Below are 23,864 nucleotides of genomic sequence, written 5' to 3'. Positions count from 1 at the left end.
GTCGGGTGGGGAACCCGTTCTCAAATTTAATTCCCTCAGGGTTCCCCTCACGGACCTCTGCGGAAGCACTCCGCATTAAGCACCTGGCCGATTCGCCGTGGGGAGCGTGATCGGCGTCTGCGTCGGCGAGGTCCCGTTGTTGAGGTACAGCATCGAAATGCCGCGCACGAACTGATCGAAAAGATAGAAACTGCCCGGCATGATCTTGGACGCCCCCTCGCGGAACGCCACATACGCGGGCCATTCGATCCGCACCAAGGCCGCCTGCGCGTAGTCGCGGGGGAGTCCGAGCCAGTCGCCCATCTGGTCGTTGAGCAAATACCGCACCAGTTCGTTGACGAACCCGGAATCAAGTCCGAGCGTAGGCTTTTCGATATACCCGAGCAACGTCTTCGCCAGGCTGACCCCTTCGTCGGTCGGTCCGAGCACCGGCCACAACATGTGCTGCGCCTGCGCTTCCGCGTCCGCCCAGGTCTGCGGAATGAACTGCTCCTGCACGCCAAGCAGATACAGGGCGACCTGCCAGGCATGCAGGTCCGCTTCCTGCTCCGCGTCCGACAACGCGATGTGCCACTTGAGCATGTTGCTGCGCGCGTACGTCGCTACGGAATGGAACGTCCGGAGAATGTCGCCGTTGCTGATCGGCTTGGGCTGATCCGCTCCCGACTGGTACTTCGCCGACGTCGGCAGCAAGTTCCGTACCGCGGCGTGCACCAGCCGCGTCTTGTTGGCCGTGACGATGAAATGCCCGTCCGGAGCCCAAGCCTTCGAATTGTGCAGGTCGTAACCAAAAGTGAATGTCTTGGCCGCTCGCTGCTTCATGTCGGCACCGCCAGCTGACCAGTAAACCGCCCGCGCCTCCCGCGGAATGACGGTGCTCATGATCCCGCTGCCGAGAGTCTCCGAGACGAACAGATAACTGCTCAACCGGGTATAAAGCTTCTCCGAAGCGGCAAGCTTCGCCGGATCCGCCCACGACGGCAGCTTGTTGACCTGCCGCAGATACGCGACCAGGTAATCCGGCATGCCGGCGGGCAACGGCGCGTTGTTGTCGATCCAGCCTTTCCAAGCCGTATTGACCGCCGGCACCTTGCCCTCGGCCAGCAACGCCTTGGCGACCGCGTCCGCGGTGTCGTCCCACACCTGGAACGGATCAGCCCCGGTGTCGCTCCCGGCGATGGACCCCTTGCCCGACCACGCCCACGCGGTACCGGTGGTGCCCGCCATGCCCGCGATGCCCAACGCCGCGCCGAGGGTCAGCACCTTCCTTCGGCTGAGATTCTCCATGTACTTGTCTGCCTCTCTGGTAGGCGTCGTTGCCATCCCATCACCGGCCAGGGGCTCGCTCGCGCCCCGTGTCGACAGTCTCGGAAGAAGTGATTTCTCATTAACATAACGGTGCCGGTCGGCTGGTGGCAAGAGGTGTCGCCGCTCCGGATCAACGCCGGGGCGGCGAGCGCGGCAGACCTCGCTTCGAGTCTCGGCGGCAACGGGACAAGCCGTACGTTCCGCTGCCGCCGATCGTCAGTCAGGCGCAGCAACCCTCCGGCTTGGCAGCCTCATCGGATGTGCAGCACGTGGCGAGTGCGGCACTGTCGGAGCCGTACGTCTGGGAGTCCGCCTTGACGGTGTAGACCTCCCAAGGCTCCTGCCCGGGACCGTGCACCCACACCTTGTCCTGCACGGCGTAGCAACAGGTGGTGTCGTCCTCGGTCAACGTCTCCAGTCCCTCCCCGGTGAGGCGCTTGCTGGCCTCGTTGACCTCCTCTGTCGACTCGACCTCGACGCCAAGGTGGTCCAGGACGGTGGCCTGACCGGGCTCGCCTTCCAGGAGCACGAGCTTGAGCGCGGGCTCCGCGACGGCGAAGTTGGCGTAACCGGGCCGGAGCTTGGCCGGCTCGGTGCCGAACAGCTTCGAGTAGAAGTCGATCGAACCGGCCAGGTCTCCGACGCGCAGGGCGAGCTGAACTCGGGACATCGGTCCTCCTTGAATAGATGACTGTCGAAACAAGACCTAGATTGCTGTCTATCTAGAGATCTGTCAAGATAGACGTATGTCGAAGCAACTGCCGCTGGCCGCGATGGAGGCGTGCTGTTCCCCGCTGGCACGCGAGCCGCTGACCGAGGAGCAGGCCACAGACCTGTCGAAGCTGTTCAAGGCGATGTCCGACCCGGTGCGGCTGCGGTTGCTGTCGTTGATCGCGTCCCACGCGGGCGGCGAAGCGTGCGTGTGCGACCTGACCGACGCGTTCGACCTGACCGGCCCGACGATCTCCCACCACCTGAAGGTGCTGCGCGAATCCGGGCTGATCACCGGGGAGCGGCGCGGCACCTGGGTCTACTACCGCGTCCACCCCGAGGTTCTCGCCCGGCTTTCGGCGGTGCTGGTCCCGGGCGGCGCGGAGGCGCTGGCATGACGGCGGAAACCGGCGTGGTCGGTAAACTGTCCACTTTGGATCGTTTCCTTCCGGTGTGGATCGCCGCCGCGATGGTGCTCGGACTGCTGGCCGGCCGGTGGATCCCCGGCCTCGGCGGGGTGCTGAACGCGGTTTCGGTCGACGGGATTTCGCTGCCGATCGCGCTCGGGCTGCTCGTGATGATGTACCCCGTGCTGGCGAAAGTCCGCTACGACCGGCTCGGCGGCGTGACGGCCGACCGGCGGCTGCTGTGGCCGTCGCTGGTGCTGAACTGGCTGATCGGCCCGGCGCTGATGTTCGCGCTCGCCTGGCTGCTGCTGCCCGACCTGCCGGAATACCGGACCGGGCTGATCATCGTCGGCCTCGCCCGCTGCATCGCGATGGTGATCATCTGGAACGACCTGGCCTGCGGAGACCGGGAAGCCGCCGCCGTGCTGGTCGCGCTGAACTCGGTGTTCCAGGTCGTTATGTTCGGCGTCCTCGGCTGGTTCTACCTCGCCGTGCTGCCCGGCTGGCTCGGCCTTCCGCAAGCCGATCTGAGCGTTTCCGCGTGGCAGATCGCCAAGAGCGTGCTGGTCTTCCTGGGCATCCCGTTGCTCGCGGGTTACCTGTCCCGCCGGCTGGGCGAACGTGCGAAGGGACGTACCTGGTACGAATCCCGTTTCCTGCCCAAGATCGGCCCGATCGCGCTGTACGGACTGCTGTTCACCATCGTGGTCCTTTTCGCGCTGCAGGGCGACCAGATCACCAGCCGCCCGCTCGACGTCGCTCGGATCGCACTGCCGCTGTTGGTCTACTTCGGACTCATGTGGGCCGGATCCTACGCGGTCGGCAAGGCGATCGGCCTGTCGTACGAACGGACCACGACCCTGGCGTTCACCGCGGCGGGCAACAACTTCGAACTCGCCATCGCGGTCGCGATCGCCACTTTCGGTGCTACGAGCGGACAAGCGCTCGCCGGAGTGGTCGGACCGCTCATCGAAGTCCCGGTGCTCGTCGCCCTGGTTTACGTGTCTCTCGCGCTCCGGCGCCGATTCGCCACCGCGGAGGTTTCGCCATGACCACCCCTGAAGTTCTTTTCGTCTGCGTGCACAACGCCGGGCGCTCGCAGATGGCCGCCGGTCTGCTGCACCATCACGCCCGCGGCAGGGTCGTCGTCCGCTCGGCAGGCTCCGCGCCAGCCGACTCGCTCAACCCCGCGGTCGTCGCGGCCATGGCCGAACTCGGCATCGATCTTTCCCGCGAGTTTCCCAAGCCCTTGACCACCGAGGGCGTTCAATCCGCCGACGTCGTCATCACCATGGGCTGCGGCGACGTCTGCCCTGTCTTCCCCGGCAAGCGCTACCTCGACTGGCAGCTCGACGACCCGGCGGGCCTCCCGGTCGAGCAGGTCCGTCCGATCCGGGACGAGATCGACCGGAGGGTCCAGGCTCTGCTCGCCGAACTGGTCAACTGACCCTTCATCGTCTATCGTCGATAGACGATGAAGGAGGGTGCCGTGCTGGACCGTGCTACCGCGGAGACCTACGCCGGATGGTTCCGCGCGCTCGCGGATCCGACGCGCGTCCAGATCCTGCACCTGATCGCCTCCGCCGGCCGCCCGCTCCCGGTCGGCGAGATCGTCGAGCAGGTGAGCGTGAGCCAATCGACTGTCTCCGCGCATTTGAAGATCCTGACCGAAGCCCGGTTCGTCCTCGTGCAACCGCACGGCACCGCCCGCTTGTACCGGGTGAACGAGCGGTGTTTGTCCTGCTTCCCCAGCGCGGCCGACGTCGTCATGGGCCGCGCGGCCGTCTCCTTCGCCGATATCGCTTGCGAGGTAACAGAATGAGGCCAGACCAGGACGCGGTCCGCGAACGCTACGCCAAGGCCGCAAGACGAGCGTTGGCCGGCGAACCCACCGGCTTGCTGTCGGACTCCGAACGCCTCGGCGTGGTGCACTACGCCGAGGAAGCCGTCCCCGAAACAGTGGCGGCCACCAGCCTCGGCTGCGGAAACCCGCTCGCCGTCGCCGACCTGCGCCCCGGCGAAACTGTCCTCGACCTCGGCTCCGGCGGCGGCTTGGACGTCCTGCTCTCCGCCCGGCGCGTGGGACCTGAAGGCCGCGCCATCGGCCTCGACATGACCGACGAAATGCTCGCCCTCGCCCGGCAGCACGCCGCGCAGACAGGTCTCGCGAACGTCGAGTTCGTCAAGGGCACGATCGAAGACATTCCCTTGCCGGACAACGCTGTCGACGTCGTGATCTCCAACTGCGTCATCGCACTGTCGCCGGACAAACCCGCTGTCTTCGCGGGGATCGCTCGGGTTTTGCGTCCCGGCGGCCGCCTCGGGGTGACCGACCTCATTGCCGGCGAAACTCTGACCGACGCGGAGCGCGCCGCCGCTGACGAGGAATGCCTTGGCGGAGCACTCACCGCCGACGATTACCGCGCCCTGCTGCACTCGGCAGGACTCGAGAACGTGGACGTCCGGCGCACCCACGAGGTCGGACCCAAGCTGTACTCGGCAATCATCCGCGCCGACAAGCCTCACTGACGAAGAATCGGCCCCACCCCCGGAATCCGGGTGATCTGCTCCGCGAGAAAGTCGCGCAAAAGCCGAACCCGGGTCAGCTCCGCCCGCTCAGGCACGACAAGCAGATTCAACGGCAACGGCGCACAGCTGTACTCAGGAAGCACCGCCTGCAGCACCTCGTCCCGAAGAAGATCGTCAACCAGCCACCGCGGCACCGGCGAGATCCCGCGACCTGCGACCAGCGCCTCCCGGGCGGCAAGGCCGTGATCGACCCGCAGCCGAGGCGTGAAGGTCGCGACGTGCGCGGCACCCTGTTCGTCGATGAGCGTCAGCTCGCCGCTCTTGGCGACGCTCGTCCGGCGGATCAGGTCGTGCGCCGACAGTTCTTCTGGCGACTCGGGTGTCCCGCGCCGCGCGAGGTAATCCGGTGACGCGACGAGGATCTGGTGCGCCACCCCGAGCGGACGCAAACGCAGTTCGCTGTCCGGCTGCGGTCCAATGTGGATGGCGACGTCCACGCCGTCGCGGACCAGATCCGAACGTTCGTCGGTGAGGACGAAGTCGACGCGAATGTCCGGGTAGCGATCCTGGAACTCGAAGATCAGCCGGCTCAGATGCATGACCCCGAAAAAGGCCGAACACGATACCCGCACCTTTCCGGACGCACCGGCCTTGGCGTCTTCGACCTCCTGCCGCGCCTGCTCGACCAGGCGCAGGATCTCCGTGGCGCGGGCGTAATAGCGGCGGCCCTCGTCCGTCAGCGAAATGCTTCTGGTGGTGCGGCTGAACAAGGAGACCTTGAGCGCTTCCTCCAGGTCGGCCACGTGCCGGGTGACGGTGGACTGGCCGACGCCGAGATCCCGCGCGACAGCGGAGAAGCTGCCGCTTTCGGCGACCCGGACGAACGTGCGCATTCGATCGAGCGTGACTTCTGGCTTATGCATCGTGTGGATAAATCCTCTCCGCCGACGAGGCTAAATGAAACGCCCGCCCGCGGCTACCGTGAGGACCATTCCGACGGACAGAAGCGGAGAATTCCCATGGCACCTGTGCGAGCTTGGCCGGAAGGCAAGAAGGTCGCGGTGAAGATCTGCGTCGCACTGGAGTCGTGGTCCGACGGCCGGTGGCCGGTCTACGCGCCGATGGCCGCCGCTTGGCCGCTGCCCGAGGTGGAGTGCCAGCACAGCATGTCGTGGGCTGACTACGGGGCCACCACAGGAGCGTGGCGGCTTCTCGACATTCTCGACCGCTACGAGATGTCAGCCACGTTCGGCGTCAGCGGCCTTCTCGCGGAACGACATCCCGAACCCGTGCTGGCCGCGCACGCCGCCGGACACGAAATCGCCGCGCATTCTTATGCCCAGGACGTCATCCCCGGACAGCTCAGCGCCGATGCCGAAGCGGAAAACCTCAGCCGCTGCACCGAGATTCTGCGGCAGGTCACCGGCTCCCGCCCGACCGGCTGGCTCAGCCCGCGAGCAACCGCCTCCCGCAACACCCCCGCCTTGCTCGCCGCAGCCGGCTACCTCTGGTCCGGCGATCACAGCGACCGGGACCTGCCCTACGTCACGACCACCTCCGCAGGCCCCTTGGTGTACCTCATGCACAGCGACTTCACCGACGTGCGCGGCGTAATGGCAGGCCCGCGTGCGTACCGGGACATCCACGTCGACCTTCTCGACTACCTCCTCCGCCAACCGACGCCAGGCATCCTCAACCTGACCGTCCACGCACACGTTGGCGGGCGACCGCACTTCGCCGACCAATTCGAACAACTGCTCCAGCAGATCTCGCGTGTACGCGACGACGTCTGGATCGCCACCCATCACCAGCTCGCCGACCACGTACTCGACACCGCGAAGGCAGCATCATGACTCGCACCCTCGTTATCGGCGGCACCGGAGCCATGGGCAGCCGGGTCGTCACGCGGCTCCTCGCCGATACCGACGATGAAGTCACGGTGCTCACCCGCGACCCGGATTCACCACGCGCAGCAGCTCTGGCGCACGACCGTGTCCGGCTGGTCCGAGGTGATGCAGGAAGTGTCCAAGCCGCGCTGACCGGTGTGTCGCGAGTCTTCTGCAACACCGACTTCTTCTCCACCAAAAGCCCGCTAGCCGAGTTCACCCAAGGCACGGCCATCCTCGAAGCAGCCCGGCAACACGGCGTCGACCGCTTCGTGTGGTCGTCGCTGGACAGCGCCGCGACGCTGACCGCCGGGCGCGTTCTCGTGCCGCACTACGAAGCCAAAGCCGCCGTCGCCGCGCACATCCAGCTCCACCGTTCCGAAGAAATGATGCGGCGCGAATCGGACGGCTGGTATTCCGAGCATGTCTCGATCCTGGTGACCTCGCCGTATTTCGAAAACCTCCAGTCACGCCTGTCACCCGCCGCCGAGGGAGACGAGGCCGTGGTTTTCACCCTGCCCCTCGGCTCCGGCCGGTACCCCATGATCGCCCTGACCGACATCGCCTGGTTCGCAGTGCACATGTTGGAACACTGGCAATCCTGGGGCGCACGCGATCTAGCGGTCTCCGCAGACAGCCTCACCGGCACCGAAATCGCCGAGATCTTCGAGCGCGTGACCGGAACACCCGCCCATTACAAAGATCTGCCACTCGACTCTCTCCGGACCGAAATACCCGACGTCGGCCACGACTACGCCGGGATGTTCGGCTTCTTCCAGCAACACGACCTCGCCACTCACGACCGCGACCTCGCCCTGCTGCGCCGCCTCCACCCCGGACTGATGACCTTCGAAGACTGGCTGCACCGAACCGGCTGGGACGGCAGCCGGCGCGAAGTCCAGCAGTTCCGGCCGCGAACATGACCTACGCGTCCGTCCGGAACGACTTGCGTGCCGCCCTAGACGAACTCCGAACCGCAGCCCTGTACAAGACCGAGCACCAGCTCACCTCGCCGCAATCGCCGCGGATTGTCGTCGACGGAACGGAAGCCCTGAACTTCTGCGCCAACAACTATCTCGGCCTGGCCGACCATCCCGCGGTCGTCGACGCCGCCAAACGCGCACTCGAAACCCAGGGCTTCGGAATGGCGAGCGTCCGCTTCATCTGCGGCACACAAAGCCAGCACGTCGAACTGGAAGCGCGCCTGTCAGCGTTGCTGGGAACCGAGGCGACGATCCTGTACTCCTCGTGCTTCGACGCGAACGGCGGCGTGTTCGCAACCCTGCTCGACCAGCGTGACGCCGTAATCTCCGCCGAACTCAACCACGCCTCAATCATCGACGGCATCCGGCTTTCAACGGCACGCCGCTACCGCTACCGCGACCTGCCAGACCTCGAAACCCAGCTGGCCTCGACGTCAGACGCCCGCCGCCGCCTCATCGTCACCGACGGCGTCTTCTCGATGGACGGCTCCATCGCGCCCCTGCGAGAGATCTGCGACCTCGCCGACCGCTACGACGCCCTGGTGATGGTCGACGACTCGCACGCCGTCGGAACCCTCGGCCCGACCGGAGCCGGAACCCCCGAACTGCTGGGCGTGCGCGAACGAGTCGACATCGTGACCGGCACGCTCGGCAAAGCCCTCGGAGGCGCTTCCGGCGGTTATGTCAGCGGTCATGCCGAGATCGTGGAACTGCTGCGGCAGCGTTCCCGCCCGTACGTGTTCTCCAACGCCCTCCCGCCCGCCATCGTGGCAGGTGCCCTGGCCGCCTTGTCGTTGGCAACCGACCCTGCTCGGCGCGCGGTGCTCCACCGGAACACGGCGGCTTTTCGCTCTCGGATGGAGCACGCGGGTTTCCGCCTACTGCCGGGGGAACATCCGATCGTGCCGGTCATGTTCGGCGACGTGGGGGAGGCCGTCCGGATCGCTGAACGAATGCTTCGGTACAGCGTGTTCGTGACGGCGTTCAGTTATCCAGTGGTGCCGCTGGGCGAGGCCCGCATTCGGGTGCAGATTTCTTCGGGACATTCGCGGGAAGACATCGAGCGGTGCGTCGACGCGTTCGTTGCGGCGCGCGGCTGATCAACGCGAATGGCCCGCCAGCGAGATGCTGACGGGCCATTCGCGGAGTGCAGGTTCAGATCACACGTCGTAGGTCTGCCACGACCCGGCGTCTGCCTGCGGGCTGATCGTCCGTACCCCTGCTGACCTGCCAGTTATCGGTCGTCGTTGGTCGTTCATGGTCAACTCTGGCGGACGTCTGACGGCCTGGAGACGGCCTGACGCGGTGGCAGTCCGCCCCCGTCTTCCTCGCCTCTGCCGCTGTTAGCACCAGGCTGCTGGGGTCAAGGGGGAGCGCAGCTCATCGCGCAGCGACGCCGCAGGTGCCCTTGATGCCGGCGGACTGGTGTTAAACGATCGCCTGCGAGGAACGGCCACCGAGTGTTACGGCATGAATCCTGGGATGGCGAGGGCAACCGTCCCACCGCCGACGAAGAGCAGGCTGGCGATCTGGAGCCTGACGGTTCCAACCGCCACGGAACGAGCAAGCTCCCGGCTTGCATGTTCGACCTGCCGAATCTTCCGCTCTGTTTCACCGATGGCTGTGTGCAGGGCGTGGACGGCGCTGCTCCGCCGACTCACCTCCTGCGCCGCTGCCATCTCGACTCGCTCGATACGTCGTTCGACCCAGCGAAGTTGCTCGTCCAGAGGCAGGCTGGCGGGGGCGTTACCGCCTGTCACAGTGCCTTCGCCCTGGGCGATGCCACCCGAAACCCTGATAGCTCCGACTGCGTCGTGAAGCGTGACATCGCGATTGCGGCGCAGTAAGCGGCGTACGAGACTTCGAATGATGGTGAGAGAGCGGTTGAGCGCTGGCCAGATGGGCTCTGTGCCGTGCTCCCGGTTGGTCGACGCGTAGGCAACTGCGGCAAGGCAGATGCCTACGACCGAAAGCACCAGGCCCAACGCCGTAAGCACGATCTTGAACATGCCGGTAAGTCGCTCTGGTGGTCATCGGTGTTGCAATGCCGCATGCCGGGGCCGCCGGCCGGAGCGGAGCGGAGGCCGAGCGGTTCCCCGGCTGCGGCGCGCTTGCGCGCCGCCTTGATCCCATAGAGCTAAGTTCGGCAGCAGGACGATGTTGACTTCAACGAATCGATCTTCGGGCGGCAGTGGGCGACGTTGATCGTCCGCTGCCGTCCTTGTCTGCTACCTGCGACATTAGCAAACGCAACTACTGGTTGATCGGTGTTACCGGTCGTCGCATGGCGTCGAAATCCGGGGGTAAACCGTGGATTGATCTTGCCTTCGCGACACTCTCGACCGGACAGGACGGCGTGCCGCGTCGTCGCACTTGAACCGACCACCCCTTGACCTTACGGTCCGATCTCCTGACCTGTGGATCGAGCGCAAAGGCCTTGCGCCACAAAGGAAATACTGCTGTCGGCGGTGATCGTTGGTCGTCAGTTGGTGACGGCATCTTGCATAAATGTTGCGTGCTCAGCGGCGGTGAGCGTCTGCAAGGCGGTAGGTCCGTTCCCAGCGTCGTCCGCGCCCGCCGTCCTCCACGCAGGCGATTCGGAGGGTGATCGTATCGACGATGCCAAGGCGTTCGAGTCCTACATTTACCGCTTATCGGACATGTTCCTTCATGGCACCCAAAGCGACATCAAAGGGATGTCTACGCTCGCCCGGTTTGCGTCGAACGCCGGTCGTGTCGCCGATCGCTTCGACTGCTACAGATTTGAGCTGAGGGCCGTCAATCATCATGATCTCGACGTCGACATCCTCTGACTGGTCGACGACGGCCCCGAGTACGCACTGAAAGTGTGGCCCTTCGGCCTCGTCCTGGGCGCGCTGCTGGGCCTCGTTGACGGCTTCGGCGGCAGCAGCTGAACGTTCGGCGGCATCAGCCGCCTGTTGCGAAGAGTCCGCTTGTCTTTTTGCGGTTCCTGCTGAGCGGTGCGCTGAGATACCCTGCCAGGTTGAGACTCCCATTGCTACCAGCGATATCGCTGCGGAAGCTACAGCGACGACCGTCGAACCATCCACCGAGGACTCCTGAAGTGGGACTACAGACCTTCCTCTGACCACTCCGAGGTCGACACTGCACCTCACACGTTGACTAGCTCAGCCAACTCTGCGCGGTGCTCGTCCCCGGCCAGCATGCGGCGCGCCCGAACCAGGTGGTCCACTGCGGCGATCTCACGATCGTAGGTTCCCGGCCCATCGGTGCCATAGTTCGCTGACAGCCACAGTGCGACCTCAGCCCAGGAGTAGAGCGCCCACTGGCCCGTCGACATAGGGACAGGGAAGCCCCCGGGTCCGCGTTGGCCTGCGGCCAGCAATCGCACAGATTCATAGCTGCGATCAGTCCTAGCGGCGATGTCCTTCAGTGACACGAGATCACCAGATCGAACCCCAACGACGTCCAGGCCAGTGGATTCAACTGTGCGCATTGCTTCGGAGATAGCCTTAGCGAGGGTAAATGCTTCTGCGGTGACGTGTACAACGTTCTGGTCAGCACCCCCGCCTTCAGGGACAAGGTCTCCCGCGGATGCCTCGAAGAGGGCGTCAGCGTAGGTCTGGTCAGTAGGATCCCGATCGACTACGAGAGTAAATTCGTAGTTCATAGTGCGGAACCTCCGGTGCGGTTCATTCATTTTCAGTTTCTAGGTTTTAGTTTCTGGTTTCATGTGTGCAAGCGCAGGTGCAAGAATTAAATTGTAAGTGTTAAACCGTGTGACTTTTATGGTTTCGAACGAAGCTCAAAATCAGCTTGGCACCACGTTCCTGATCGCGGCCGGTTGAGTACACAGCGATCTTCCGGCCACAGGGACAGGTGACATGTCCCCACGTGTGACCCTTAGCCTCGGTCACAGGGAGTCCGCTCGCCTCAGCTTCAGCGATCGCCTTGCGGATCTCCTTGTGAGGGTGCCTGCCCATGTTGGAACTATACAACATGTGTTGCGAGTACGCAACAGGCTGATCGGCCTGGGGCAGCTCCACACTGGCTTGTCGATCAACCCTCAAGTGGGTGGCCTCTTCGCCATCTCGTCGACCTGGCAACGCCCGATCGCGCCGGGTCAAGGGGGCACCTTCCGCCCTGCTGAGCCTGCCTCTGAGAGTCGCCCCCTTGACGCGGTGCGATAAGCCCTCCGGGAGGTCGACGGGATGGCGACAGGCCGCTCACGGACGCGACCGGTGCTCCCCCGCCGGCCATCTCGGAGACCTGCCCGTCCGGCGAGGACATTGGTCTTCTCGATCAGGCCCACCGTGGTCATCGGCCTTCCGGCCCCGGCCGACTCGCCGGGGACCGGGCGTCAGCCCGCACGCCCCGGCGAGGGCTTGGCCGGGGCAAAGAGAGCTGGGGCCGAGCGGCGCCGCAGGGGCCGCCTTGAACAAGAAAAGAAACTCTGAACACGTCGTCTGCGACGTTGCTCGACGTCTTCGTCCGACCGATGGTTGCCGCTAGCGGTCAGCTGAGAACTGTCGTCAACGCGCGGTGAATCGCTGACGATGCCCCAACGGTCTCGGCAGAGCCGGTGGTGTGCTGCGCGCCTGAGGCGTCTGTGACATAAGCACCGGCTTCGCGTGCGACGAGTACACCGGCTGCGGTGTCCCATGGCTTGTTGGACAGGATGACGCATGCGTCTGTGCGGCCCTCGGCGACGAATGTGAGGTCGAGCGCCGCCGACCCGAACATGCGGACGCGCTCTACGTTCTCGGCTAGGGCTTGGGTTACAGAGAACCGGCGGCGGTTCTTCTCCGTCGCACCGGTGCCGGTGGCGTAGTCGCCGAGGGAGACGATGGCGCGGGTGAGACTGTCGTTGGTGCTGGCTTGGATCGCCTGGCCGTTGCAGTACGCGCCTGCCCCTTCAACCGCGGAATAGCTGAGGTCCAGGAACGGGGCGACGACGACACCAACCACGGGTTTGCCGTGGTTGACAAGTGCTAGCTGGGTCGCGCAGAGCGGTATGCCGTGTGCGAAGTTGGACGTGCCGTCGATGGGGTCCAGTGCCCAGACTTGGGGTGTGCTCGGGTCAATGGTGCCGCCGCCTTCTTCTTCTCCGAGGAAGCCGATTTCCGGTGTGGCGCGTTCCAGGAACGCCCGGACCTCTCGTTGGATCCGAAGATCTAGATCAGTAACGAGGTCGCGGTCTCCTTTGGCATGGACCTCACCTGGGCCTTGGGTGGTCATGAGTTTTCGGCCGATTTCTACGGCTTCTTGCGCCACAGCGAGCATCGCGTCAAGGTCGTCGTTCTTCACGCGGTGACCTCCGTCGAGCGCGCCCACATGGACTCAAAGACCTGGGCGAACGTGTCGAAAAGGCCGGCGGGCTTGCCTGCCTGCCGTTCCATGACCAGCGTCGGCGACTCGACACCTCGCGCGTCCGGTAGATAGGGCTGGACTACGCACGTGTCGTTGTCAATGACGGTGATGTTGAACCGCACCGGCTCGTCGTACGTGCGGATCTGCAAATTCTCTCGCGCGGAGGGGCTGAGCTTGGACTGGAGACGCTGCAAGGTCTGCGTGTTCAGCGTCGTCAACGTGGCGAGAACGCCCGGCGGGTGACCCTCTTCGCGTTCGCGCGCCTTGATGTACTCCCCAGCGGGGTCGAGGAACAGTGCGCGGACCGTGGTGCCGTTCTCCAGCAGTTCCATGAGCGACCGGTCGGAGTACTGCTGGCACAGGGCGTTGAGCGACAGCCCGACAATGCTGATCGAGTCAGCATCATCGAACAGCCGGTGCGGCGGCATCTCGTGGCTGAACTCGGGCCGCGTGGTGAAAACGGCGGTCACATCGGCCATGCCCTCAGCGCGAGCAACCGGCGGCGCAGCGGGTGCAACAGGCTTGGTCGACGGTGGCTCGGGTACGAACCCGATTCCCCCGGTGTGTTCCTGGAACAGCTGCTCGGCAGTCCACCCGGGGAACATGCTCTCCAGGATCCGGCAGTGGTCGGCGTAGGGCAGGCCGCGGACGTCCCCGGAAAGCCACCGGTAGAACTGCGCCTTGCTGGGATAGCCGCCCTTCAACGTGTCGTCGATCTTGGCGGCGTGCTTGTCGTACTCGCGGCAGAACGCCCGATGGCCCTGTAGGTGCCGCTGCTTGAGCAGCACCTTGAGCACGTTCGCTTTCTCGGTCACCGGTCCCGCGTCGTGGTCCGCCATGCGACCACCGTAGCAGGCGGATGAGACAAAGACGAGACTCGATGATGGTCAGAAGTTCAAGACGAGACCGCCGCGCCATCTCGATGAAACTCCTGGTCAGCCGATTGTGTACGTAGCCGCCAGTGAGGCGGGACACAACGGTGAAGCAGGTGAATCCAACATGGCGATCAGCAAGGGCTTTCGGTTCCCGGTCGAGTTCGACGAGGCGTTCCCGCAGGGTTTGGTGATGGTTGGCGAGGTGTCGCCGGACAACGAGTACCAGTCGCGAGAGGACCGGGCAGCGGGTCGGCCTGCTCGGCAGCGGGTGGATGAGTCGACGGGTAAGCGCCAGTGGAAGGTGACGGTTACTGACCCGAGCGAGCCGAACGCGAAGCGGGCGTCGTATGAGGTGACGTTCCTGGCGGACGTTCAGCCGGTGCCGACGACCAGTGAGGTTCTGCCGGGGATGCGGCCGATCGAGTTGGAGGGGCTGACGGCGGAACCGCGCGTCGCGGGCAATGGCGAGTTCAAGTACCAGTCCTACGTCTACCGCGCGACGGGCTTCAGGGCGGTTGCGAGCGGTGGCGGGTCGAAGTCGGCGCGATCGGCGCAGCAGGAGCAGACGGCTAAGGCCGCGTGACGGCGCTGACGGCGACCTGACTGGGAGTCGCAATGGTGACCAAGAAATCAGTGAAGGCGTGGGAGGACGCGTACCGCAAGTACGGTGCCGCATCGGAATTCGCGGCTCGTGCGGGTCAGGGCGACCACGAGGCGGCGTCTGTCATGGCGCACGCTTCGTGGGTCGTCGCTGAGGCCTGGCGGGCGATCGCGGCGGAGCGTCAAGACCTGACCTGGTGGATGTTGGCGGCGATCGAGTCCGCGGCTGAGGCATTCGAGGATCAGGCACGTCATTGGCAGCACAAGGAAGGACAAGACGGTGCCGTTCAACGCGACCTGGACGCCTGGCCCGGAAGCGGTGGCGGGAATGCACGCCAGTGGCCCGGAAACCCTGCCGGGCTTGGTCCTCTACCTCGACAAGGACAGCTTGGCGATCACCCCGCCGACCGACCCGACGCAGTGGCGGGCGTTCGCGACGTTCCTTCGCCAACTCCGCGACGGCGCGGACCAACTGGCGGCCGTCCTCGACGGACAGGCAGGGCAGGCGCATGACGACCAAGACTGAACCGGCGACGCTGGAAGACGCGCACAACGCGGCGAGGTCCCGGCGTCCCGCGTCCAATGCCGCTCGTTCGGAATGGGTGGCTTTCCATCTGACGAACGCGGGGATGTATCGGACTGTCGCGGACTATGACCGCTGGCATCACCACGAAGCCCTGTACTGGGCGGACTACGAAGAACGTCAAGCGGCGCGGCTTTCCTCCCCGTCCGAGGAAGGTGAACCCGGAAAGAAATAGTCCACATTAGACGGAGAAAAATTCAACACCAGTAAGAAAAACGCATGCTCGGACGTGTGGTGATGAAGCACGTCCTCGTTCAGGTGTGCGTGACCCGTAAGACGCAGAAGCGGAACCCGGCTACCAACCTTGCCGCTCCTGCGCTGTCCACAACCAGCGGAAGTGAACAATGACAACGCTAAACGATGACAAGCGTTGCGTGTCAACGGGGGTCACCCGGACGCGCTGCGGTTCCTGTAAGCGATTTGCGAAACTGCTGCCCGGAGAGACGAAGTGCGCCACGTGTTTGGGCGTGCTGCCGCTCGACCTGTCCTCGGTGCGGGGTGGTCGGTGATGCACATGTCGACCGGGTTTTTGACTGCGGCCCTTGGGTTCTTGGGCCTGGGTGTGTGGGTGCTGCACAAGATCGGCCGGGCGCTGGCGTCCGTGCTGGAGGTTCTGGCGGCTGCTGCGGTGGTGTTTGTCGCCCTGTGGTGGTTGTGCAAGGCCGCCGTCTGGGTGTTGGCGCAGGTGGTGACGCGGTGGCGTACCAGCCTGGCCGTGGTCGGGATCTATGTGTGGTGCGAACTGGCGGGCTGGGTCTCGCTCGTCTGCGTTCTCGGTGGGGTCGGGTTCGTGCTGGGCGTGTGGCGGTTGATCGGCCCAGTGTCGTTCGACCAGTGGTGCTGGCGGTTCCTGCGCTCGTGGTGGGCGAGGTGGTTCGTCTACGGCCGCAAGCTTCCGGCCTGGCTGCACGCCTGTGGGCTGTCGGTGCGGGACGAAGCGTTGCCAGTCGTGGTCAATGTGAACCTTGTCGGTCGTCGTCGCACGCTGACCCGCACATCGGCTGGGACGTCGTCGGCCCGGACGCCGAAGGTGCGCAAGGTCCGTTCCGGTGCCTCGTGGGACGAGGTGCGGGTAGAGCTGGTGCCCGGTCAGAAGCCGGAGGATTTCGACGAGGCCGCACGGGCCTTGGCGGTGGCGCGGAAGGTCGCGCGATGCCAGGTGCGGGAGCTGGAACCCAACGTTGTCTCCATCGATTTCCAGCGGCATGACCGGCTGTCCTCGGTGGTGTCGTGCCTGCCTCTGCCGGACGGTGCCGAGGCCGGCGGGGTTGACCTGCGCAACGTGTGGGCAGGCCGGACCGAGTACGGCAAGGCGTGGCACGTTCCGCTGCTCGGCGCTGGTGCGCACATCCTGACGGCTGGTGCGTCGGGCGCGGGCAAGAACTCGGTGATGTGGTGCCCGCTGGTCTCGGCCGCGTCGGCGATCCGTTCGGGTGTGGTGCGGATGTCCGGGATTGATCCGAAGGGGATGGAACTCGCCTACGGGCGCGGGATCTTCGCCCGCTACGCGGTGTCGGGCAAGGACGCGCTGGAGGTGCTTGACGGCCTGGTGGACGAGATGAAATCGCGGAAGCGGGCCTTCTCCGGGCGCGTGCGCACGATCCCCGTGTCGACGGAGCATCCGTTGGAGCTGCTGGAGTTCGACGAGATCGGCGCACTGACGAAGTACACCGACCGCAAGACGCGGGATGCGATCGTTGAACGCGTCGCACTGCTGACCACGCAGGGGCGGGCGCTCGGGATCTCGGTCCGCGGCTACGTCCAGGAACCGACCAAGGACACGGTTCCGGTGCGGGAGCTGTTCACCCGCCGCGTCTGCCTGCGCGTGACCTCCAAGAACCACGTCGGGATGGTGCTCGGCGACGGTGCGTACGAACGCGGTGCGTGGGCGAACCGGATCGGTGACTCGGAAGCCGGTGTCGGCTACGTGTGGGGCGAAGGCATCCGCGAGCCGCTGCGTGTCCGTGCGGGCTGGGTGTCGGACGAGACGGTCAAGGCACTGGAGGGCTACGTCACCAACGGCGGCAGTGCCGATCTGCGCTCCCGAGTGCAGGGGGTGGCGGCATGAATTCGCTGATGGTCTTCCTCGACGCGATCCGGGACCACCTCGACCTGCACCAGCTCCCGCCGGTCGCGGCCCTGGACGTCTCGGCCTGGTCCCGACCGATCTCGGTGCAACCCGACGTCGACGGGCTGCCCGAGGTCGCCCGTGCCCTGTTGGTCTGGGCGAACACTCTCGACGACGTCACGGCCTCGCTCTGGCGCGTGCGAGAAGGCGACTCGGTGCACCTCTCGATCACCGGACGCACCCCGTGCGGAATCCCGGTGCGGGTCTACGGCGCGGTCCCGTTCGACGCTCGCACCTTCCCGGATCTTCCTGCGGGCGCGAAACAAACCATGCCGGTGTATCTGCTGCGGGACTGGACTACGCCCGGGGAGGTGGCTGCCTGATGAGCGACACGACCACGCGCGCGGAGCGAATGCGAGCACCCCTTGCCGACGACGTCATCCGCGCCACAGCAGAGAAACACGGCGTGTGCGTACGTCCGTTCACGATGGAGGTCGGCGACCAGGACACCGGCGAGATTCGATACGTGCCGGTGCCGTGCGGGTCCACTGTGGAATCGGTGTGCCTGCCGTGCGCGCGGAAAGCCAAGGCGTTGCGGCAAGTCCAGTGCCGCGAAGGCTGGCACATGACGGAGGAACCCGATCTCGGGTCGGACGAGCCCACCGAGGACCAGACGGAGCTACTGACATTCCGGGCGGACCTCGTCGCGTCATACCGAGAGGTCGCCGACCGCGACCCTGCTGAGGCTGAGGAACTGCGAGAGGAAATCCGAGGGGTCGACGAAGAACTTCGGCAACTCGGCGTCCGGGGCCGTCTGCCCTCGGTCGACCTGCCGACCAGGAAGGCGGTGAAGCGGTCGACGAAGCGGCGGCAGGACGCGCCGAACCTTCCTCGGCGCAAGGTCGCCAAGACCACGGTGGGGCGGGAGTACGCGGGGCGGTTCCGGCCGTCGATGTTCGTCACGCTGACCTGCGACACCTATGGGCCGGTCCGCGGTGACGGTTCGCCGGTGAATCCGGCTGGCTATGACTATCGGCGGGCGGCGCGGGATGCAGTGCATTTCTCGGCGTTGGTGGATCGGTGGTGGCAGAACCTGCGCCGGGTCGTGGGCTGGGACGTGCAGTACTTCGCGACCGTGGAGCCGCAGAAGCGGACCGCGCCGCACCTGCACACAGCGATCCGGGGAACGGTGCCGCACGAGGTGATTCGGCAGGTCACCGAAGCCACCTATCACCAGGTCTGGTGGCCGAATCACGACGAGATCGTCTATGTCGACCGGATGCCCGCCTGGGACGGTCCGGAACGCGGGTTCGTCGATCCCGTCACCCGAGAGCCGCTGGTGTCCTGGGACCAGGCGGTAGAGCAGGTTGAGACTCCGGCGCATGTGGCGACTTTCGGGCGGCAGGTGCATTCCAAGGGCATCCTCGGCGGGAGTGAAGAGGCTGGCCGCCATATCGGCTACTTGACGAAGTACCTGACCAAGTCCACTGGTGAGGTGGTCGAGGCCGACACGGCGGCGCTGGCTGACCACCACGACCGGCTGTTCGCCGAGCTGGCTATCACGCCCTGTTCCCCTCGGTGCGCGGTGTGGCTGCTCTACGGCATCCAACCCAAGGGGGCCAACGGAAAGACCACCCCGGGGCACTGCAAAGGCCGGGCGCACCGGCGGACCACGCTCGGCCTGCCGGGGCGTCGGGTGCTGGTGTCGCGGAAGTGGTCGGGCAAGACGCTCGTGGACCACAAGGCCGACCGGCGCGGCTTCGTCCTGGATGCGCTCGCAGCGGTGGGAATTGAGAAGCCGCAACCCGATCCTGCCCGGCTCGTCTGGCGCAAGGTCGACGCCGCCGACCCGCATGTGCCACCGAGGCCGCACCTGGTGATGCACGCCATCGCCGAACGCATCGCCTGGAAAGCCGAATACGACCGCGCACTACTCGCCGCCAGTCCGCCGGAAATTTCGGCAACTCAGATCGCAGCGTGAAAGGGGGAGCCATGGACAACGTGCGTGCGATCGACCCGCTTTGGACGCTCGACGACGTAGCGGCCTTCTTGCGTGTTTCGGTCGAAACGTTGCGCGCGTGGAGGAAGCGCAACTACGGCCCGCCAGGGCGAAAGATGGGAAAGCACCTTCGCTATGACCCGGTCGAAGTTCGGAACTGGTTCGCCGACACGGCCTGAACAATTCCCAATTCAACTCAGAGGAGAAGTGCGTCATGGGGCATATCCAAGATCGCTGGTATCGGACCAAGATCGACCCGGAGACCGAAAAGCCTGTGCTAGACAGCAAGGGTAACCCGGTCAAGGAGAAGACCGAGATTTACGGTACCGGCCTGCGGTACAAGGTCCGGTACTTGGACCCTGGCAAGCGGGAGCGATCCAAGATGTTCGCGGACCGGCAGTTGACTGCGGCTCGCAACTTCTTGCACAAGGTCGAGAACGACAAGAACCAGGGAACCTACCTCGACCCGGAAGCAGGGCGTGTGACATTCCGTGAATTTGGGGAGAGCTGGCTCAATTCTCAGACGTTCGACGAATCAAGTCGGGAAGGGACCGAGTTTCGGCTCAAGCTGCACGTCTACCCGGTGCTCGGTGACAAGTCGCTGGTTGCTATCCGTCCGTCCACGATCCGTGAGTGGGATCGCGGGCTGCAAAAGAAGGGGCTGGCCGAGACCTACCGTCGGACGATCTTCGCCAATGTTTCGGCAATCTTCGCTGCGGCCATCGACGACGAACGGATCAACAAGAACCCGTGCAACGCCAAGTCGGTCACCAAACCGCGCGGCGAGTATCCGAAAGTCGTTCCCTGGCAGGAGAAGCGGGTACACGCGGTGCGGAAGGCACTCGGCGATCGTTACGGCGTCATGGTGCCGCTCGGTGCAGGTTGCGGACTCCGGCAAGGGGAAGTGTTCGGCTGGTCCCCGGACGATATGGCTGAGGACTCCGACATGCTCAAAGTCGAACGTCAGGTCAAGATCGTTCGCGGTCGGATGGTTTTCGCGCTGCCCAAACATCGCAAGACGCGGGAAGTGCCGCTGTCGACGGAGGTCCGGACGGCGATCAAGGAGCACATGAAGCGGTTCCCGCCGTTGGCTGTGACGCTTCCGTGGGAGGTGCCGGATGGCAAGCCGGTCACGGTGCGGTTGCTGGTTTACACCCGGGAGAGCAACCAGCTTCACCGGCACTCGTTCAACCACCACACCTGGAAACCTGCTCTTCGGGAGGCAGGGGTGGAAGCGCCAGGCCGGGCCGAAGGGTTTCATGCGCTCCGGCACTTCTACGCGTCGGCACTTCTAGATGCGGGGGAGAGCATCCGGGCACTCGCCGAGTACCTCGGTCATGCCGATCCGGCGTTCACCCTCCGCGTCTACACGCACCTCATGCCGACGAGTTCAGAGCGGACCCGGCGGGCCATCGATGAGGTGTTCCGCCGGAAAGACGCCGCGTGAAACGACAAGGGCACAAAGAACGGGACGGCGGTCGGGGAATCCCCTCGACCGCCGTCCCGTGTCTTGTGGGTCGTCACCTGCTGACCTTTGACGGCCTGGTGACGGCCTGGCGGGGGCTCGGACCAGTGAAATGCCTGGTCACAGCCCCGCGCCGATCACACGTCGTAGTACAGCGAGAACTCGTACGGGTGCGGACGAAGCCGCAGCGGGTCGATTTCGTTCTCGCGCTTGTACTGGATCCACGTCTCGATCACGTCGGGCGTGAAGACGCCGCCCTCGAGCAGGTAGTCGTGGTCCTGCTCCAGGGTGTCCAGCACGGTGCCGAGGTCGCCCGGGACCAGCTTGACGTTCTTGGCCTCCTCGGGCGGCAGCTCGTAGAGGTCCTTGTCGATCGGCTCCGGCGGCTCGATCTTGTTCTTGATGCCGTCGAGCCCGGCCATCATCATCGCCGAGAACGCGAGGTACGGGTTGCCCGAGGAGTCCGGGCAGCGGAACTCGGCGCGCTTGGCCTTCGCGTTGTTGCCGGTGATCGGGATGCGCACGCAGGCGGAGCGGTTGCGCTGCGAGTACACCAGGCTGACCGGGGCCTCGAAGCCCGGGACCAGGCGGTGGTAGGAGTTCACCGTCGGGTTCGTGAAGGCCAGCAGGCTCGGCGCGTGCTTGAGCAGGCCGCCGATGTAGTGCCGCGCCGTGTCGGACAGGCCCGCGTAGCCGGACTCGTCGTGGAACAGCGGCTGGCCGTCCTTCCACAGCGACTGGTGGCAGTGCATGCCCGAGCCGTTGTCGCCGGCGAGCGGCTTCGGCATGAACGTCGCGGTCTTGCCCGCGGCGAACACGGTGTTCTTCACGATGTACTTGAACAGCTGCAGGTCGTCCGCGGCGTGCAGCAGCGTGTTGAACTTGTAGTTGATCTCCGTCTGGCCCGCGGTGCCCACCTCGTGGTGCGCGCGCTCGATCTCGAAGCCGGAGTTCGTCAGCTGGCGGACGATGTCGTCGCGCAGGTCGGCGAAGTGGTCGACCGGCGGGACGGGGAAGTAGCCGCCCTTGAACCGGGTCTTGTAGCCCTGGTTCCCGCCCTCGGTGTCGGCTCCGGTGTTCCACCAGCCCTCGACCGAGTCGATCTCGTGGAACGACAGGTGCTCGGCGTCCTCGAAACGGACCGAGTCGAAGATGTAGAACTCCGCCTCGGGACCGAAGTAGACGTTGTCGGCGACGCCGTACTCGGAGATGTACTGCTCGGCCTTGCGCGCGATGTTGCGCGGGTCGCGGCTGTAGGCCTCACGGGTGAACGGGTCGTGCACGAAGAAGTTCAGCGAGAGCGTCTTCGCCTTGCGGAACGGGTCGATCCGCGCCGTCTCGGGGTCCGGCAGCAGCAGCATGTCGGACTCGTGGATCGACTGGAAGCCGCGCACCGAGGAGCCGTCGAAGGCGAGACCCTCTTCGTACGCCTCCAGGTCGAACGCCTTCGCGGGCACCGTGAAGTGCTGCATGACGCCCGGCAGGTCGCAGAACCTGACGTCGATGGACTCCACCTTCTCATCGGCGATGAGGCGCTGAATGTCGTCTGGAGTAGTGGGCACCCTCGGTGACTCCTTCTCGTTCGTTACCGGCGGCTGTACTCTCTTCGGCTCACGCTAAGAGGGCGGTGTTGCCCGACCGTCACCCGAATGTTTCGCCGGTGTTAACGGGCCGCCGCCACTGCCCAGTCGACCAGGCCGGATGTGGTCCGCGCCACCGGCATACCCTGGACGGGTGGCGAGATGGACGGGTGAATGGCTGCCGGGCGCAGGCGACGGCTCCACCACAGCCCCGCGCGAGGCTCCGAAGTGGCGCGGCGAATCGATGGGCCTGCCCGAATCCGGCGTGGGCGCGGTGGCGGGCGGGGGTCCGCGTTTCCTCGCGCTGGTGCTCGACCTGGTGCTCGCCTCGCTGATCACGGCCCTGTTCGTGCGCTACGACCTGCAGGACGCCGCCGTGATGCAGACGTTCAACCTCTGGGCGGGCGCGGTCTGGGCGGTCATCACGGTCATCCCGGTCACCTTCTTCGGCTTCACGCCCGGCATGGCGGCACTGGGCATCCGGGTGGCCCGCCTCGACGGCGCGGCGATGGTCGGCGCGTGGCGCGCGCTGGTGCGGATGGTGCTGACCGTGCTGCTGCTCCCGCCGCTGGTGCGCAACGCGGACGGCCGCAACTGGCTCGACCGCGTCACCAACACCGTCGTCATCCGGATGCGCTGACGCCGGTCGGAAGACGCGCACGGCGGCGGCCGGACCCGCTTGCTTCGAAAAACAAAGAACCCCCGGCCGCAGCGGGCCGGGGGTTCTCGGTAAGCAGCGTCAGCGACGGCGGATGGTGCGCTGGACGTTCCGCATCTTCGCACCCGCGGGCATCGGTCCCTTCGGCATCGCCGCGCCGCGCGAGCCGAGGGCGGCCAGCTTCGCTTCGAGGGCGTCGACCTGGGCCGGCTTGAGGTTGCGCGGCAGCTTCGCCAAGTGCGACTGCAGCTTCTTGAGCGGGACCTGCTTGTCCTCGTGACCGATCGTCACGTCGTAGATCGGGGTGTCGCCGACCAGCCGGGACACGCGCTTCTTCTCCTGCGCGAGCAGGCTCTTCACCCGGTGCGGGGCGCCTTCCGCCACGAGGATCACGCCGGGGTGGCCGAGCACGCGGTGGACGGCGTCGAGCTGGGTCGTCGCGGCGACGGTCGGCGTGACCTTCCACTTTCCGCGCATGTTCTCCAGCGCCCAGGCTCCCGCGCCGGGCTGGCCGTCGGCCTTCCCGTAAACCGTGCGCTGCACGCGCCTGCCGAAGATGATCACGGCGAGCAGGATGCCGAGCACGATGCCCAGCGGCAGCAGCGTCCACTGGATGTCGAAAAGGAACCCGATGCCGAACAGCACACCGGCGACCACCACGATCGAACCGACCATCCAGGGGATGAGCATCGGGTCTTCGCGGCGCTGCATCTTGAACGCCTCGAACAGCTGGCCGCGCCGGGCCTTGCTCGCAGCGCGCTTTTCCCGCTTGGCCTGCTTGGCCGCTTCCTTGTCCTGCTTGCCCGCCATATGACCAGGATACGGCCGCGTGCCCGGCCGGGAATCCGTCGGCCCCCTCT

Annotated in this window: 27 protein-coding genes; 17 read left to right on the top strand and 10 right to left on the bottom strand. The window is 65.5% G+C overall.

Annotation, left to right across the window (positions count from 1 at the left end):
• Positions 1 to 75: 75 nt before the first annotated feature.
• Positions 76 to 1,287, bottom strand: a complete 1,212-nt coding sequence (locus ACWGIC_RS35065) for an oxygenase MpaB family protein (protein ID WP_452080219.1) — start codon at positions 1,285 to 1,287, stop codon at positions 76 to 78.
• A 241-nt stretch (positions 1,288 to 1,528) separates the two neighbouring features.
• Positions 1,529 to 1,978, bottom strand: a complete 450-nt coding sequence (locus ACWGIC_RS35060; protein WP_452080218.1) for an ArsI/CadI family heavy metal resistance metalloenzyme — start codon at positions 1,976 to 1,978, stop codon at positions 1,529 to 1,531.
• A gap of 76 nt (positions 1,979 to 2,054) precedes the next feature.
• On the opposite strand from ACWGIC_RS35060, the gene ACWGIC_RS35055 reads away from it, so the two are divergent.
• The 5 genes from ACWGIC_RS35055 to ACWGIC_RS35035 are packed head-to-tail and all read left to right on the top strand — an operon-like array spanning position 2,055 to position 4,955.
• Positions 2,055 to 2,417: an ArsR/SmtB family transcription factor gene (locus tag ACWGIC_RS35055; RefSeq protein ID WP_452080217.1), complete on the top strand. Its 363-nt coding sequence runs from the start codon at positions 2,055 to 2,057 to the stop codon at positions 2,415 to 2,417.
• Complete coding sequence (gene arsB, locus ACWGIC_RS35050) at positions 2,414 to 3,478, top strand: ACR3 family arsenite efflux transporter (RefSeq protein WP_452080216.1); 1,065 nt, start codon at positions 2,414 to 2,416, stop codon at positions 3,476 to 3,478. The genes ACWGIC_RS35055 and arsB overlap by 4 nt, the downstream gene beginning before the upstream one ends.
• Complete coding sequence (locus tag ACWGIC_RS35045) at positions 3,475 to 3,873, top strand: arsenate reductase ArsC (RefSeq protein WP_452080215.1); 399 nt, start codon at positions 3,475 to 3,477, stop codon at positions 3,871 to 3,873. The genes arsB and ACWGIC_RS35045 overlap by 4 nt, the downstream gene beginning before the upstream one ends.
• A 42-nt stretch (positions 3,874 to 3,915) precedes the next feature.
• Complete coding sequence (locus ACWGIC_RS35040) at positions 3,916 to 4,248, top strand: ArsR/SmtB family transcription factor (RefSeq protein ID WP_452080214.1); 333 nt, start codon at positions 3,916 to 3,918, stop codon at positions 4,246 to 4,248.
• Entirely contained in the window at positions 4,245 to 4,955 is a 711-nt protein-coding gene (locus tag ACWGIC_RS35035; protein WP_452080213.1) for a methyltransferase domain-containing protein, read from the top strand. Before ACWGIC_RS35040 ends, ACWGIC_RS35035 begins: the two co-directional genes overlap by 4 nt.
• Here ACWGIC_RS35035 and ACWGIC_RS35030 read toward each other — a convergent pair.
• Positions 4,949 to 5,848, bottom strand: coding sequence for a LysR family transcriptional regulator (locus ACWGIC_RS35030; protein WP_452080212.1), 900 nt, complete (start codon positions 5,846 to 5,848; stop codon positions 4,949 to 4,951). The two genes, ACWGIC_RS35035 and ACWGIC_RS35030, sit on opposite strands and share 7 nt — an antisense overlap.
• Before the next feature lie 126 nt (positions 5,849 to 5,974).
• Here ACWGIC_RS35030 and ACWGIC_RS35025 point away from each other — a divergent pair, with 126 nt between their 5' ends.
• Genes ACWGIC_RS35025 through ACWGIC_RS35015 form a run of 3 tightly spaced genes read left to right on the top strand, consistent with a single transcriptional unit; the run spans position 5,975 to position 8,924 of the window.
• Positions 5,975 to 6,808 carry a polysaccharide deacetylase family protein gene (locus ACWGIC_RS35025; protein WP_452080211.1) on the top strand — a complete coding sequence of 278 codons (834 nt, stop codon included), beginning with the start codon at positions 5,975 to 5,977 and terminating at the stop codon, positions 6,806 to 6,808.
• Complete coding sequence (locus tag ACWGIC_RS35020; protein ID WP_452080210.1) at positions 6,805 to 7,764, top strand: NmrA family NAD(P)-binding protein; 960 nt, start codon at positions 6,805 to 6,807, stop codon at positions 7,762 to 7,764. Before ACWGIC_RS35025 ends, ACWGIC_RS35020 begins: the two co-directional genes overlap by 4 nt.
• Positions 7,761 to 8,924: a glycine C-acetyltransferase gene (locus ACWGIC_RS35015; protein WP_452080209.1), complete on the top strand. Its 1,164-nt coding sequence runs from the start codon at positions 7,761 to 7,763 to the stop codon at positions 8,922 to 8,924. Before ACWGIC_RS35020 ends, ACWGIC_RS35015 begins: the two co-directional genes overlap by 4 nt.
• Before the next feature lie 363 nt (positions 8,925 to 9,287).
• Here the strand turns inward: ACWGIC_RS35015 and ACWGIC_RS35010 are convergent, their stop codons facing one another.
• The 5 genes from ACWGIC_RS35010 to ACWGIC_RS34990 form a co-directional block, all read right to left on the bottom strand.
• Positions 9,288 to 9,833: a hypothetical protein gene (locus ACWGIC_RS35010; protein ID WP_452080208.1), complete on the bottom strand. Its 546-nt coding sequence runs from the start codon at positions 9,831 to 9,833 to the stop codon at positions 9,288 to 9,290.
• A gap of 642 nt (positions 9,834 to 10,475) precedes the next feature.
• Positions 10,476 to 10,895, bottom strand: coding sequence for a hypothetical protein (locus tag ACWGIC_RS35005; protein WP_452080207.1), 420 nt, complete (start codon positions 10,893 to 10,895; stop codon positions 10,476 to 10,478).
• A 62-nt stretch (positions 10,896 to 10,957) separates the two neighbouring features.
• Positions 10,958 to 11,476: a hypothetical protein gene (locus tag ACWGIC_RS35000; RefSeq protein ID WP_452080206.1), complete on the bottom strand. Its 519-nt coding sequence runs from the start codon at positions 11,474 to 11,476 to the stop codon at positions 10,958 to 10,960.
• Between the two features lie 845 nt (positions 11,477 to 12,321).
• On the bottom strand, positions 12,322 to 13,113 hold the full coding sequence (locus tag ACWGIC_RS34995) for an inositol monophosphatase family protein (protein WP_452080205.1): 792 nt from the start codon (positions 13,111 to 13,113) through the stop codon (positions 12,322 to 12,324).
• Positions 13,110 to 14,015, bottom strand: coding sequence for a DUF5919 domain-containing protein (locus ACWGIC_RS34990; protein WP_452080204.1), 906 nt, complete (start codon positions 14,013 to 14,015; stop codon positions 13,110 to 13,112). The genes ACWGIC_RS34995 and ACWGIC_RS34990 overlap by 4 nt, the downstream gene beginning before the upstream one ends.
• Positions 14,016 to 14,175: 160 nt before the next feature.
• Here ACWGIC_RS34990 and ACWGIC_RS34985 point away from each other — a divergent pair, with 160 nt between their 5' ends.
• The 8 genes from ACWGIC_RS34985 to ACWGIC_RS34950 all read left to right on the top strand — a co-directional run bounded on the left by ACWGIC_RS34985 (position 14,176) and on the right by ACWGIC_RS34950 (position 20,748).
• Entirely contained in the window at positions 14,176 to 14,634 is a 459-nt protein-coding gene (locus tag ACWGIC_RS34985; RefSeq protein WP_452080203.1) for a hypothetical protein, read from the top strand.
• Between the two features lie 297 nt (positions 14,635 to 14,931).
• Entirely contained in the window at positions 14,932 to 15,177 is a 246-nt protein-coding gene (locus ACWGIC_RS34980; RefSeq protein ID WP_116201916.1) for a hypothetical protein, read from the top strand.
• Positions 15,161 to 15,409, top strand: coding sequence for an AMED_5909 family protein (locus ACWGIC_RS34975; RefSeq protein WP_452080202.1), 249 nt, complete (start codon positions 15,161 to 15,163; stop codon positions 15,407 to 15,409). Before ACWGIC_RS34980 ends, ACWGIC_RS34975 begins: the two co-directional genes overlap by 17 nt.
• A gap of 339 nt (positions 15,410 to 15,748) precedes the next feature.
• Entirely contained in the window at positions 15,749 to 17,302 is a 1,554-nt protein-coding gene (locus ACWGIC_RS34970) for an FtsK/SpoIIIE domain-containing protein (protein ID WP_452080223.1), read from the top strand.
• The gene (locus ACWGIC_RS34965) at positions 17,299 to 17,685 is read left to right on the top strand and encodes a hypothetical protein (protein WP_452080201.1); all 387 of its coding nucleotides are present in this window, start codon (positions 17,299 to 17,301) and stop codon (positions 17,683 to 17,685) included. The genes ACWGIC_RS34970 and ACWGIC_RS34965 overlap by 4 nt, the downstream gene beginning before the upstream one ends.
• Positions 17,685 to 19,283: a replication initiator gene (locus tag ACWGIC_RS34960; protein WP_452080200.1), complete on the top strand. Its 1,599-nt coding sequence runs from the start codon at positions 17,685 to 17,687 to the stop codon at positions 19,281 to 19,283. Before ACWGIC_RS34965 ends, ACWGIC_RS34960 begins: the two co-directional genes overlap by 1 nt.
• 11 nt (positions 19,284 to 19,294) lie before the next feature.
• Positions 19,295 to 19,480, top strand: a complete 186-nt coding sequence (locus ACWGIC_RS34955) for a helix-turn-helix transcriptional regulator (protein ID WP_452080199.1) — start codon at positions 19,295 to 19,297, stop codon at positions 19,478 to 19,480.
• A 35-nt stretch (positions 19,481 to 19,515) separates the two neighbouring features.
• A complete protein-coding gene (locus ACWGIC_RS34950; protein WP_452080198.1) occupies positions 19,516 to 20,748 on the top strand; it encodes a tyrosine-type recombinase/integrase in 1,233 nt (410 codons plus the stop codon).
• A 155-nt stretch (positions 20,749 to 20,903) separates the two neighbouring features.
• Here ACWGIC_RS34950 and glnA read toward each other — a convergent pair whose 3' ends face one another.
• Complete coding sequence (gene glnA, locus ACWGIC_RS34945) at positions 20,904 to 22,328, bottom strand: type I glutamate--ammonia ligase (RefSeq protein ID WP_452080197.1); 1,425 nt, start codon at positions 22,326 to 22,328, stop codon at positions 20,904 to 20,906.
• Positions 22,329 to 22,500: 172 nt separating this feature from the next.
• Here glnA and ACWGIC_RS34940 point away from each other — a divergent pair, with 172 nt between their 5' ends.
• A complete protein-coding gene (locus ACWGIC_RS34940) occupies positions 22,501 to 22,986 on the top strand; it encodes an RDD family protein (protein ID WP_452080196.1) in 486 nt (161 codons plus the stop codon).
• A gap of 99 nt (positions 22,987 to 23,085) precedes the next feature.
• Here the strand turns inward: ACWGIC_RS34940 and ACWGIC_RS34935 are convergent, their stop codons facing one another.
• Positions 23,086 to 23,814: a DUF4191 domain-containing protein gene (locus ACWGIC_RS34935; protein WP_452080195.1), complete on the bottom strand. Its 729-nt coding sequence runs from the start codon at positions 23,812 to 23,814 to the stop codon at positions 23,086 to 23,088.
• Between the last annotated feature and the right edge of the window lie 50 nt (positions 23,815 to 23,864).

The organism is Amycolatopsis sp. NPDC054798 (assembly GCF_053611505.1).
This window is presented reverse-complemented; position numbering and strand designations above follow the sequence as displayed.